The sequence below is a fragment of the Lentzea sp. genome, from assembly GCF_036380075.1.
Classification (GTDB): domain Bacteria; phylum Actinomycetota; class Actinomycetes; order Mycobacteriales; family Pseudonocardiaceae; genus Lentzea.
In genome coordinates this window covers 1-11,561 of the sequence record NZ_DASVFL010000135.1, presented here as the reverse complement: position 1 = coordinate 11,561, position 11,561 = coordinate 1, and the positions used below count along the sequence as shown (strand labels likewise).

The 11,561-nt window shown below is 70.6% G+C and carries 11 protein-coding genes; 5 read left to right on the top strand and 6 right to left on the bottom strand.

Going from position 1 to position 11,561, the window contains the following annotated elements; translation table 11 throughout:
• The first annotated feature begins 106 nt into the window (after positions 1-106).
• Positions 107-1,603 (top strand): glutamate--cysteine ligase, encoded by a 1,497-nt coding sequence (locus VF330_RS16405; RefSeq protein ID WP_330852464.1) that lies wholly within the window; start codon positions 107-109, stop codon positions 1,601-1,603.
• 106 nt (positions 1,604-1,709) lie between these two features.
• Here the strand turns inward: VF330_RS16405 and VF330_RS16400 are convergent, their stop codons facing one another.
• Positions 1,710-2,120, bottom strand: a complete 411-nt coding sequence (locus tag VF330_RS16400) for a hypothetical protein (RefSeq protein ID WP_325521628.1) — start codon at positions 2,118-2,120, stop codon at positions 1,710-1,712.
• Positions 2,117-3,769 carry an ABC-F family ATP-binding cassette domain-containing protein gene (locus VF330_RS16395; RefSeq protein WP_330852463.1) on the bottom strand — a complete coding sequence of 551 codons (1,653 nt, stop codon included), beginning with the start codon at positions 3,767-3,769 and terminating at the stop codon, positions 2,117-2,119. Before VF330_RS16395 ends, VF330_RS16400 begins: the two co-directional genes overlap by 4 nt.
• A gap of 86 nt (positions 3,770-3,855) precedes the next feature.
• Here VF330_RS16395 and VF330_RS16390 point away from each other — a divergent pair, with 86 nt between their 5' ends.
• Entirely contained in the window at positions 3,856-4,479 is a 624-nt protein-coding gene (locus tag VF330_RS16390) for a superoxide dismutase (protein WP_330852462.1), read from the top strand.
• Positions 4,480-4,604: 125 nt separating this feature from the next.
• Here the strand turns inward: VF330_RS16390 and VF330_RS16385 are convergent, their stop codons facing one another.
• Together VF330_RS16385 and VF330_RS16380 are read right to left on the bottom strand one after the other, a co-directional pair.
• Positions 4,605-5,369: an ABC transporter permease gene (locus tag VF330_RS16385; protein ID WP_330852461.1), complete on the bottom strand. Its 765-nt coding sequence runs from the start codon at positions 5,367-5,369 to the stop codon at positions 4,605-4,607.
• A gap of 6 nt (positions 5,370-5,375) precedes the next feature.
• Complete coding sequence (locus VF330_RS16380) at positions 5,376-5,639, bottom strand: DUF2530 domain-containing protein (protein WP_330852460.1); 264 nt, start codon at positions 5,637-5,639, stop codon at positions 5,376-5,378.
• Between the two features lie 16 nt (positions 5,640-5,655).
• On the opposite strand from VF330_RS16380, the gene VF330_RS16375 reads away from it, so the two are divergent.
• Genes VF330_RS16375 through VF330_RS16365 form a run of 3 tightly spaced genes read left to right on the top strand, consistent with a single transcriptional unit; the run spans position 5,656 to position 8,876 of the window.
• Positions 5,656-7,089, top strand: coding sequence for an NCS2 family permease (locus tag VF330_RS16375; RefSeq protein WP_330852459.1), 1,434 nt, complete (start codon positions 5,656-5,658; stop codon positions 7,087-7,089).
• A gap of 40 nt (positions 7,090-7,129) precedes the next feature.
• Positions 7,130-7,555: a MarR family transcriptional regulator gene (locus VF330_RS16370; RefSeq protein ID WP_330852458.1), complete on the top strand. Its 426-nt coding sequence runs from the start codon at positions 7,130-7,132 to the stop codon at positions 7,553-7,555.
• Positions 7,556-7,613: 58 nt separating this feature from the next.
• Positions 7,614-8,876, top strand: coding sequence for an MFS transporter (locus tag VF330_RS16365; protein WP_330852457.1), 1,263 nt, complete (start codon positions 7,614-7,616; stop codon positions 8,874-8,876).
• 4 nt (positions 8,877-8,880) lie between these two features.
• Here the strand turns inward: VF330_RS16365 and VF330_RS16360 are convergent, their stop codons facing one another.
• Entirely contained in the window at positions 8,881-9,177 is a 297-nt protein-coding gene (locus VF330_RS16360) for a DUF3349 domain-containing protein (RefSeq protein WP_330852456.1), read from the bottom strand.
• The coding region (locus VF330_RS16355) for a hypothetical protein (protein WP_330852455.1) at positions 9,177-11,561 on the bottom strand (2,385 nt) is incomplete at its 5' end. The genes VF330_RS16360 and VF330_RS16355, both read right to left, overlap by 1 nt.

The window sequence follows — 11,561 nt, the reverse complement described above, 5'->3', positions numbered from 1 at the left end:
CGTGACAGAGAGCACCGTTTTGGGCGATGTAAAGGAGGTTTCGCCTGTGTCACGTTGGGCGTTCCGCCTGCCCGCGCCCACCGGCGCCGAGCGAAGGGGTAGCGGCATGGGAAGTGAAGTGTCCAGCCGCACGTTCACCAGAGACGATCGCCAGCGTTATCGCGAGAAGATGCAGCGGAGTCTCGACGCCTTGGCCACGATGTTGGCCGAAGACACGTTCTCCTTTCCCCGTCGGCAGATGGGACTCGAGATCGAGCTCAACCTCGTCGACGACGCGATGCGTCCGGCGATGGCGAACTCGGAGGTGCTCGAGAAGATCGACGACCCCTCCTACACGCTGGAGCTGGGCCAGCAGAACCTGGAGATCAACGTCCCGCCGCGCGAGCTGGCCGGCGGTGAGATGCTTGGCCTGGAACAGGAACTGCGGCAGTCGCTCGACAACGCCGACACCAAGGCCAACGACGTCGGCGCCAACCTCGCCATGATCGGGGTGCTGCCCACGTTGCGGGAGCGGCACTTCGACCGCAAGTGGCTCTCCGAGAGCCCGCGGTACGCGCTGCTGAACGACACGATCTTCAAAGCGCGCGGCGAGGAGATGGTGCTGCGCATGGAAGGTCCGGCGATGCCGGGCAAGGGGCCGGAGAAGCTGCTGAGCTACGCGGAGTCGATTCTCCCCGAGGCCGCCTGCACGTCGGTGCAGCTGCACCTCCAGGTCGAGCCCACGAACTTCGCCTCGCACTGGAACGCCGCGCAGTGCCTGGCCGGCGTCCAGGTCGCCATCGCCGCGAACTCCGCCTTCCTGCTGGGGAAGGCGCTCTGGCACGAGACGCGCATCCCGTTGTTCGAGCAGGCCACCGACACCCGGCCGGACGAGCTGAAGAACCAGGGCGTGCGCCCGCGCGTCTGGTTCGGTGAACGCTGGATCACATCGATCTTCGACCTGTTCGAGGAGAACGTGCGCTACTTCCCCAGCCTGCTGCCCGAAACCGACGACGAGGACCCGTTGGAGGTGCTCGAAGCCGGTGGCGCGCCTCGTCTTTCGGAGCTGCGCCTGCACAACGGCACGATCTGGCGCTGGAACCGGCCCGTCTACGACGTCGTCGACGGCGTGCCGCACCTGCGTGTCGAGAACCGCGTCCTGCCCGCCGGGCCGACGGTGCTCGACACGATGGCCAACGCGGCCTTCTTCTACGGCGCCCAGCGCGCCCTCACCGCCCAGGAGCGTCCACTGTGGACGCAGATGTCGTTCCAGGCGGCGGAGGAGAACCTCTACACCGGCGCACGGCACGGCATGAACGCCCAGCTGTACTGGCCCGGCATCGGCTGGATCCCGCCGGACGAGCTGGTGCTGCGCCGCCTGCTGCCGATGGCGCACGAGGGGCTGCGCGACTGCGGCGTCTCCGACGAGGCCCGCGAGCGCTACCTCGGGGTGATCGAGCAGCGCTGCCTCGCCCGGCGCACGGGGTCGTCGTGGCAGCGGGAAACCGTTGCCCTGCTGGAGGAACGCGGCCTGTCGAGGGACGCGGCGCTCTCCGGGATGCTCAAGCGGTACATGGAGCTCATGCACGCGGGCGAACCCGTGCACACCTGGCACGTCGGCTGAGGCCGCTCCGGGAACCCTCCCCGAACCGGGCGGAACGGTCCAGGGCAGGCCGGCGTCAACGGCGCCGCCGGTCTCGTCCCCGCCGGCGCCAGGAACAGGACGGGCCCTAGCGGCGGCGGCCCGACTTCAGCGGTGCCACGTCCGCACCGTCGTGGGAGATGCGGCACTCGTCGGGCGTCACGGCCTCGACCGCCAGCGTCAGCTCGCCCTTCACGCCCGTGTAGATCGACTCGCCGCGCGAGGCGAGCGACGCGTGCACGCGGTTGGAGTCGGTGAAGTCGCGTTCGTCCTTCACCCGCTTCTTGCCGGTCTCCTCGGGACGGGTGGCGCTGCGGAGGTTGACCTCCAGCCACGCCGCCACCTCGGCCGGTGAGGTCAGCACTTCCTCAGGGGTGCGTTCGAGGCGGACCTGCCGAGGAGAGGCGTGGTCGAGCGACGTGTGCTCCACATAGGCGTGCCAGTGGGTGTTGCGCAGTGACCAGGTCTGTTCGACCGGCCAGTCCTCCTCGGTGGTCATGACCCATATCTTCCACCCTTCACAGGAGGAAACGTGAGGAGGTCGACGACGTTGACCCCGTGATCCACCCGCACGGCCGATGCGAGCCGCCGATCGTGCGTGACCAGCAGCAACGTGCCCTCGTAGTTCTCCAACGCTTGTTCCAGTTGTTCGATCGCCGGCAGGTCGAGGTGGTTCGTGGGTTCGTCCAGGACCAAACAGTTCGTGCCGCGCGCCTGGAGCAGCGCGAGCCCCGCGCGCGTCCGTTCGCCCGGCGAGAGCTCGCGGGCTGGACGCAGGACGGTGTCCGCGCCGAGCCGGAACTTCGCCAGCAGCGTGCGCACCTCGACGTCCGGCAGTCCGGCCGCCCCGGCCACGATCCGCAACGCCGAGGCGTCCGACGCGAAGCCGGCGCGCAACTGGTCGACCTCGCCGGCCACGACGCCCGGTCCGACCGAGCGGTCGCCGGAGACGAGCGGGATGCGGCCCAGCAGCGCGCCGATCAACGTCGACTTGCCCGCGCCGTTCGGGCCGCTGATCCGCCACCGCTCCCCCGCGCCGATCGTGAGGTCGACCGGTCCGAGCGTCACGTCACCGCGGCTGACCACGGCCTGCCGCAACGTGAACGCGACGGAGCTGCCGCGGCCGGCCGACGGCAGGGTGAGCCGCAGCTGCCAGGCCTCGCGCGGTTCCTCGACCTCCTCCAGCCGGGCCAGCTGACGGTCCACAACGGACGCTTTGGCGGTGAGGTTCTCCGCGCCCTGCGTGCGGCCCGCGCGGACGTTCTTGTCCGGCTCGTCCCTGCGCGCCTTGGCGCTGTTCGCGCGGTGCACGCCCTGGCGCGACCACTCCTTGACCTGCCGGCTGCGCTGCGCCAGCGAGTCGCGCTTGGCCGCGTAGGTGTCGTACTCCTCCTGCGCGCGACGGCCCGCGTTCGCCTTCTCCTCGACGTAGGCCTCCCAGCCGCCGCCGAACACGGTGAGGCGGTGCGAGAACTCGTCGAGCTCGGCGATCGCGGTCGTGGTGCGCGCCAGGAACTCCCGGTCGTGGCTCACCACCACGATCGCGCCCGCCCACGACTCGACGTGCGACTCCAGCAGGTCGAGTCCCGCGGTGTCGAGGTCGTTGGTCGGCTCGTCGAGCAGCAGCACGTCGGCGCGCGTCAGCAGCACCGCCGCGAGCCGCAGCCGGGCCTGCTGACCGCCGGACAGCTCGTCGGACGCGCGCCCGTCGAGCAGGTCCGCCGGCAGGCCGAGCCGGTCGCAGACGGCGTTCGCGCGGTCGTCGAAGTCACCGGCACCGATCGCGGTCCAGTGGTCGAACGCCTCCGGGTAGTCCTGCCCGCCGCCCTCGCCGAGCGCCTCCGCCGCCTCCTGGAGCCACCGCTCGGCCGCGGCGACGCCGGTGCGGCGCGCGAGGTGGTCGCGCAACGACTCGCCGGGGCGGTGGTGGGTCTCCTGCGTCAGGTGCGCGACCGTCCCGGTGCGTGAGACCGAGCCGGTCTCCGGGAGCAGCTCGCCGGACAGCAGGCGGAGCAGCGTGGACTTGCCGACGCCGTTGGGCGCGATCAGGCCGACGCGGTCACCAGGCGAAACATCGAGATCAACCTCCGAGAGCACGGTCCTCGGACCGAACGACAGCGACACGTTCCTGGCTGTCAGCACGGACACGCTTCGAAGTTACGTCCCCGCGCAACTGGTTTACTCGGCCTTGTTGCGAGTAAGTTGCAAATACCAAGAGAGTGCAGGAGACGTTCATGGCCCAGTACGTGCTGCCGGATCTCGACTACGACTACGGCGACCTCGAGCCGGCGATCATCGGCGAGATCAACGAGCTGCACCACGGCAAGCACCACGCGGCCTACGTGAAGGGCGCGAACGACACGCTGGAGCAGATCGAGGAAGCGCGCGACAAGGAGTCGTTCGGCTCGATCGTCGGCCTGGAGACGACGCTGGCGTTCCACCTGGCCGGCCACGCGCTGCACCAGGTCTGGTGGAAGAACCTCTCCCCCAACGGCGGCGACAAGCCCGTCGGCGAGCTCGCGGCCGCGATCGACGAGCACTTCGGCTCGTTCGACAAGTTCCGCGGTCAGCTCAATGCCGCCGCGTCGTCGATCCAGGGCTCGGGCTGGGGCATCCTCGCGTGGGAGCCGATCGCCCGGAAGCTGATCACGTTGCAGCTCAAGGACCACCACTCGAACCTGTCGATCGCGGTCACGCCGCTGCTCGCGTTCGACATCTGGGAGCACGCGTACTACCTGCAGTACCGGAACCTGAAGGCCGACTACATCTCGGCGCTGTGGAACGTCGTCAACTGGGAGGACGTCTCCGCTCGCTTCGAGGCGGCGCGCACGGGCCAGAACGGCCTGCTGCTGCCCTGACGCTCCGGCAGTGGATGCTCCGACAAGCGCCCACCGCCGGACACGACGAGGCCCCCGCTCTGCCCGGAGCGGGGGCCTCGTCCGTTCCCGAACTGACTGCCGCTCCCACCACGAAGCGACGAGGCTTAGGTTAGCCTAACTTCAGTGTCTTGGGAAGTCCTCCTGACCAGACCTCTCGCGACCAGCTCGACGACTGTCGAGACGGCGGCCGCCTCGACTGCCAGCAAAGCCAGCAGCACCACGATCTGCAGGGCTCCCGCCTGCCAGACCGGAGCACCGCCGAGCAGCATCCCGACGAACGCGCCCGGCAGGGTCACCAGGCCGACGGTCCGCGTCTGGTCGAGCGGCGGCACCAGCGCCTCGGCCGCAGGCTTGCGGATCAGCAGGCGCACCGCCGCTGGCTCGACGAAACCCAGCGCGAGCGCGGCCTCGTACTCGCCGTTGCGGTCCTTCAACGTGTCGAGCGCCCGCCGTGACGACAGCGTGGTGGAGGTCATGGCGCCGCCGATCAGGATGCCGCCGACCGGGATGAGGGCGATGCCCTTGACGGGCAGCAGGCCGATGGCGATCAGCAGGACGAGCGCCGGGACCGTGCCGACCAGGATCGGCAACGCCACCCACACGCCCTTGCGGCCCGTGCCGGTGCGTCTCGCCGAGGTCGCGGTGGCCACGACGGCCATCAGGACGAGGAACACCCCGGTGAACCCGAGGTTGCCGAGCACGACGGTGATGACGGCGGAGACCGCCGCCAGCTGGAGCACGGCGCGGACCGCCGCCTTGAGGAACGGCTTCGGCGTGGTGAGTCCGGTGAACCAGGCGATCGCGCAGGCGGCCGTCGTGAAGACGACGCAGACGATCAGCAGGCGGACCCAGTCGGTGGCCAGGACCATGCGCGGCTAGGCGTCCTCGAGGCCCTGCTGGGCGGTGCGTGACCCTCGCCTCGCGGCCCGGCGTTGCCAGTAGAACACTCCGTACCCGATGATCCCGAGCAAGCTTCCGGACAGGGTCGTCCAGAGCAGCGTGCTGTTGGAGCGGTCGGCGACGAGCACGACCAGGAATCCGAGGAACCACAGCGCGGTACCACCCAGCACGACCGGCACCGGGTCCGCCAGTCTGTGCGGCAGCGGAGGCGGGTGCGGGGCGGAGTCGCGTTCGGACACGGTGTTAGGAGACCAGATGCTGGACGGGTTCTTCAAGATTTCCGAGCGCGGGTCGACCGTGTCGCGGGAGGTGCGCGGCGGTGTCGTGACCTTCTTCACGATGGCCTACATCGTCGTGCTGAACCCGCTGATCATCGGCAGCTTCGCGCCGACGGGTCCCGGCGCGCACCCCGACGTGCTCGGCAACATCCTCCCGGTCGGCCAGGTCGCCGCGGTGACGGCGCTGGTCGCGGGCGTGATGACCATCCTGTTCGGCCTGATCGCGAACTACCCGTTCGCGCTGGCCACGGGCCTGGGCATCAACTCGTTCGTCGCGGTGTCCGTCGCGGCCAAGGTCTCCTGGCCGGAGGCGATGGGCCTGATCCTCGTCAACGGCCTGGTCGTGCTGCTGCTGGTCCTCACGGGTGTGCGGACCGCCGTCTTCAACGCCGTGCCGAACGAGCTCAAGGCGGCCATCGCCGTCGGCATCGGCCTCTTCATCACGTTCATCGGCCTGGTCGACGCGGGCTTCGTCCGCCGCCTGCCGGACGCCGCGAACACGACCGTGCCGGTCGGGCTGGGCATCAACGGGTCGATCGCGAGCTGGCCGACGCTGGTGTTCGTGGTCGGGCTGGTGGTCACGGGCGTGCTGTTCGCGCGCAAGGTCAAGGGCGCGATCCTGATCGGCATCGTCTCGACGGCGATCTTCGCGATCGTGCTGGAGGCGATCGTCAAGGCCGGTCCGTCCGCCGGCGTCAACGCCAAGGGCTGGAACCTCGGCTACCCGGCGCTGCCCGACCAGGTCTTCGGCGTGCCGGACCTGTCGCTGCTCGGCGACGTGTCGTTCGGCGCCTGGACCCGGCTGCCGGCGCTGACCGCCGCGCTGATCGTCTTCACGCTGGTGCTCACCGACTTCTTCGACACCGTCGGCACCATGACCGGCCTCGGCAAGGAGGCGGACCTGATCGACGAGGACGGCCAGCTGCCGAACGTCAGCAAGGCGCTGTTCGTCGACGGCCTGGGGGCCGTGGCCGGCGGTGCCGCGTCCAGCTCGTCGAACACCGTCTACATCGAGTCGGCGTCCGGCATCGCGGAGGGCGCCCGCACGGGTCTCGCCAACGTCGTGACCGGCGTGCTGTTCCTGCTGGCGATGTTCTTCACGCCGCTCTACGAGGTCGTGCCGATCGAGGCGGCCGCACCGGCGCTGGTGATCGTCGGCGCGTTGATGATGATGCAGATCCGCGAGATCGACTTCACCGACTTCACGATCGCGCTGCCCGCGTTCCTCACGATCGTCGTCATGCCGTTCACCTACTCGATCGCCAACGGCATCGGCGCGGGCTTCGTCAGCTACGTGCTGCTCAAGGCCCTGACCGGACGAGCCCGCGCGATCCACCCGCTGATGTGGATCGTCGCGGCCGCTTTCGTCGTCTACTTCGCGTTGGGTCCGATCCAGAGCCTGCTGAGCTGACCTTTCGGCAGGAAACTATTTCGTGAGGTATGCTAACTACGTGGCGACCGATCAGCACGGACTGGCGAGCAGGCTGAGGCTTGCCGTCGTCCGTCTCAACCGTCGCCTGCGGGCACAGCGCACCAACTCGTCGGTGTCGCTCACGCAGGTGTCCGCGCTGTCCACACTGCACAAGTGCGGACCGCTCACGCCGGGAGAGCTGGCGTCGAAGGAAGGCGTGCAGCCTCCGTCGATGACGAGGGTGATAGCGGCGCTGGAGGAGTTCGGCTTCGCCACGCGCAGCCCGCACCCCACCGACGGCCGTCAAGCCATCGTCGAGCTGACGGGCGAAGGCTTGTCGTACCTCGAGGACGAGATCACCGCGCGTGAAGCGTGGCTGGACAAGAGGCTCGCCGAGCTGGCACCGGACGACCGGGAGCTGCTCTCGCGCGCCGCCGAGATCATCGACAGGATGGCGGGGCAGTAAGGACGTGTCGGGTTGCGCAGGTGGTGGAGCGGACACTTCGCCACCTCGTCGTACCGGAATGTTCGGATCGCTTCGCATCTACAACTACCGGCTCTACGCCTCCGGCCAGATCATCTCGCTGGTCGGCGTGTGGATGCAGCGCGTCGCCCAGGACTGGCTGGTCCTCGACCTCTCCGACGGTTCCCCGGTAGCCCTCGGTTTCGCCGCGGCGCTGCAGTTCCTGCCCGTGCTGCTGCTCTCCATGTGGGGCGGCGTGCTCGCCGACCGCATGGACAAGCGCAAGCTCCTGCTCTGGCTCGAGTCCGCGCTGGGCGTGTGCGCGCTGGCCCTGGGCCTGCTGGACGTGACCGGCGTCGTCGAGCTGTGGCACGTCTACCTGCTCTGTTTACTTCTCGGGGCTTTCTCCGCGGTCGAGACTCCCGTGCGCCAGTCGTTCGTGGTGGAGATGGTCGGCCGCGACCAGCTGACCAACGCCGTGGCCATCAACTCGATGATGTTCAACTCGGCCCGCATCGTCGGCCCGGCCATCGCCGGCGTGACGATCGTGGCCATCGGCACGGGCTGGGTCTTCCTGGCCAACGCGATCAGCTTCGTCGGCGTGGTCGGCGGCATCTGGCTGATGCGCACGTCCCAGCTCCTGCGCTCGGACCCCGTGCCGCGCGAGAAGGGCCAGCTCCTGTCGGGCCTGCGCTACGTCCGCAGCCGCCCGGACCTGGTGACGGTCATGCTGCTGGTGTTCTTCATCGCCACCTTCGGCATGAACTTCTACATGACGCTCGCGATCATGGCCCGCAACGTCTTCGGCGGCGACGCCGACGCCTACGGCCTGCTCTCCACCCTGATCGCCGTGGGCACCCTGGCGGGCGCGGCCTGGGCGGCCCGCCGCAAGACGCCGAAGCTGAGCGTGTTCATCGGCGCGGGCGTGGTGTTCGGCCTGCTGGAGATCGTGTCCGGCGTGATGCCGACGATGCTGCTGACCGGCCTGATGATGATCCCGGTCGGGGTGGCGATGATGACCTTCACCACCACCGCCAACGCCACCGTCCAGCTGGCCGTGGAACCGGAGATGCGCGGCCGGGTGATGGGCATCTACATGCTGGTGTTCCTGGGCGGCAACCCCGTCGGCGGCCCGTTGATGGGCTGGCTCGGGGAGATCAACGGGCGCGCGCCGATCATCATCGGCGGAGCGGTGTCGACGGTGGTGACGCTGACGGCGTGGGTCGTGCTGACCCGGCGCGGGGTCATCGCGAAGCCCCGGTTGCGCCGGCAGCAGCGAGACGCCGTCGTGGAGTCCGAGGAGACGGTGGACGCGGCGGCCTGAGCCGTCAGGGCGCGTCCGGGTCCCAGCCGTGCTCGGCCAAGGCGGCGTGGACCTCGTCGACCCGCGCTCGCAGCCGCCGGGAGTTCCGTTCGGCGGCGACGACGTGCTCGCCGTAGGCGACGAGGCGGTCGACGCCGGTCAGCTCCTCGACGACCAGCGCGAAGTTGCGGTCGCTGCACCCTTCCCACAACGCGGCCAGCACCACGTCGAGGTCCTGGGCCGGAATACCGTCCGGGTAGACCGCCCGCACCCGGGCGAGGACCTCCCGCAGCCACGCGGGTCGTGGCTCCGGTCCGCTCATCAGCCCAGCAGCGTGGCGGCCGTCGGTTCGGTGATCAGGGCGGCGAACGTGTGCCGGTCCTCCCACCGCTCGGTCACCCAGGCCAGCGCCCGTGCGAGGCCTTCCGGCGTGTCCGCGGCGTGCGGCACCCCGTCGGCCATCCACCACTCGACCCGCTGCCCGTCCACGAACAGCGACTCGTGCACCACGACAACACCTTCGGGCAGCGCGACTTCGAGCAGTTCGCACGCCATCCGCACGGCGGCGAGGTCCTGCCACTGCACGACCTCGCCCACGTGGTCGGGCGACCCGTCGAACTCCTCGGAGGCCAGCGCCAGGTCGAGCAGGTCGGCGAGCTCCTCCGACCCGTCGGCCAGCAGCACCCTGGAGGCGGGCACGACCCCGAGCAGCCACGGGTGGTCGAGCACGACGACCTCGTCGGCGGCGGCCACCGACCCGGACAGCACCCGGACCCGCTCGGGCGGCGCGAAGTCGCCCTCGGGCAGGGCCGCGTAGGCCCGCAGCACCACGGCGTCCGCGACGACGCGGTCCGCGTCCCCGAGCCGGTCCAGCACGAACTCGGCATCGTCGTCGTCGAGGATCTCCAGCGACGACCGGACGCCCGCGGCCCGCAGGACGTGCTCGGGCAGTTCCAGGTCCGGCACGGCGTCGAAGAGGCCGTCCAGCAGCGTCGCCTCGGCCAGCCGGTACTCGCGCGGTGCCTTGCCCGCCAGCGAGGCGTGCCGGGCGATCCACCAGCCCGTGTAGCCGTCGGGTTCGGTGACGGCCCTCCAGGTGACTGGGTCGGAGGCGAGCAGGCGCAGTGCGGCGGGCCAGTCGGCCACGAGGTCCAGGTCCCTGACCGCCACCACCCGGCGCGGCTCCTCGGGAGTGAACGACCACCAGGCCGACTCGTCCGCCAGGTCGTGGTCCGGTCCTGCGGGTTCGTCGTCGACCACCAGCGAGAACCCGTCGACCACCCCGACCGCCACCAGCGCGGCACGCGGGTAGGTCTCGGCGATCTCCTTGGACAGCACGGGGAACGCGTCGGCCTCGACCACGCCGACCAGCGGCGAGTCGGGCAGCAGCAATTCGTCGGCGCGGTGCCACTCACCGGCGGAGTCCGGCAGGGCGAGTGCTCCCAGCCACGGCTCCTCGCCCGCGCGCACGGCGGCCCGGTCGACCAGCCGCAGCACGGTCTCGACCAGGTCCTCGCCGTCGAGCCCGGCCTCGGCGTCCTCCAGCGACCGCGCCACGTTCTCGCGCAGCTGCGGGTCCGCCAGCAGTTCGGTGGCGCCGGCCTCGACCGCGCCGAGGCGCACCAGCAGCGGGTGCACGGCGTCCGGGTGCACGACCCGCAGGCCGGGCAGCGGTTCGTCGGCGATCAGCGTCGTGCGCGGTCCGGTGACGGTCCGGCCGTCGGCCAGCGGCACGGGCAGCGACTGCAGGGCCTCGCGCACGTCCGGGTCGACCTCGGCGAGCGGTGCGAAGGCCGCGTAGACCTCGCGCCACCACCCGGGATCGCCGGAGACCTCGGCCAGCGCAGCGACGACCTCGGCGGTCGTGACGCGCGGAACCTCCAGCGCCGCCAACGCCTTCGCGTGCACCGGCGCGGACAGCTCGGCGTCCAGCAGACCGGGCAGGGCGTCCTCGACCAGCTCGACGAGCTCCTCGGAGCCGACGTCGAGCACGCGGGCGCGGGCCGGTGCGATCCACTCGCCGGAGGCCAGCGGCAGCCACTCCGCGGCCCGCAGCTCCCGGATCACCGCGGTGCGCAGCCGGTCGTCCACTTCGGACAGCGGGAAGCCCGGCAGCGGCACCAGCGAGGTGCGTTCCACGGCGGGGACCCGCGCGACCAGTGCCGGGTAGGCGGCCGCGGCGGCGTCCAGCACCGACCAGGCGGCCGGGCCGGGCAGGATGCGGCGGCGGGACGGCTCGACCGGCAGGGTCGCGATCAGGCGTGCCGGCAGCGACAGGCGTTCGTCGGTCGGGGTCGGCGCGTGCAGCACGTCCTCGCCCAGTTCGGCGTCGAGCGGGAACGCCCACGACACAGTCCACTGAGGACGGTGCTCGACGCCCTGCACGAGCTCGGCCGGCAGTTCGCCGACGGCGCGCTCGACCAGCCAGCGCGACGAGCCGACGGTGACCACGCCGTCCGCGGTGACGAACCGCTCCCACGACTGCGGACCGACCTCGATGCGGCGCAGGCCGGGCAGCGCCAGCAGCAGGTCGGGGACCTCGGCGGCGAGGTCGTCCAGCGAGAGGTCGACCTTCAGCGGCAACCGGACCTCGGTGGTGAACCCGTCCGGCACGGTCTCGGTGACCGGCCAGACCAGGCGCAGCACCGGCACGTCGCCGCCGCGTTCGGACGCCAGCTCCGGCACCTCGGCACGGGTGCGGGAAGC

Bases quoted from the DNA above. Each gene is read 5' to 3' on its own strand.
- VF330_RS16405 (WP_330852464.1), top strand. From the start codon at position 107: ATGGGAAGTGAAGTGTCCAGCCGCACGTTCACCAGAGACGATCGCCAG.
- VF330_RS16400 (WP_325521628.1), bottom strand. From the start codon at position 2,120: ATGACCACCGAGGAGGACTGGCCGGTCGAACAGACCTGGTCACTGCGC.
- VF330_RS16375 (WP_330852459.1), top strand. From the start codon at position 5,656: ATGCTGGACGGGTTCTTCAAGATTTCCGAGCGCGGGTCGACCGTGTCG.
- VF330_RS16390 (WP_330852462.1), top strand. From the start codon at position 3,856: ATGGCCCAGTACGTGCTGCCGGATCTCGACTACGACTACGGCGACCTC.
- VF330_RS16365 (WP_330852457.1), top strand. From the start codon at position 7,614: ATGTTCGGATCGCTTCGCATCTACAACTACCGGCTCTACGCCTCCGGC.
- VF330_RS16360 (WP_330852456.1), bottom strand. From the start codon at position 9,177: ATGAGCGGACCGGAGCCACGACCCGCGTGGCTGCGGGAGGTCCTCGCC.
- VF330_RS16385 (WP_330852461.1), bottom strand. From the start codon at position 5,369: ATGGTCCTGGCCACCGACTGGGTCCGCCTGCTGATCGTCTGCGTCGTC.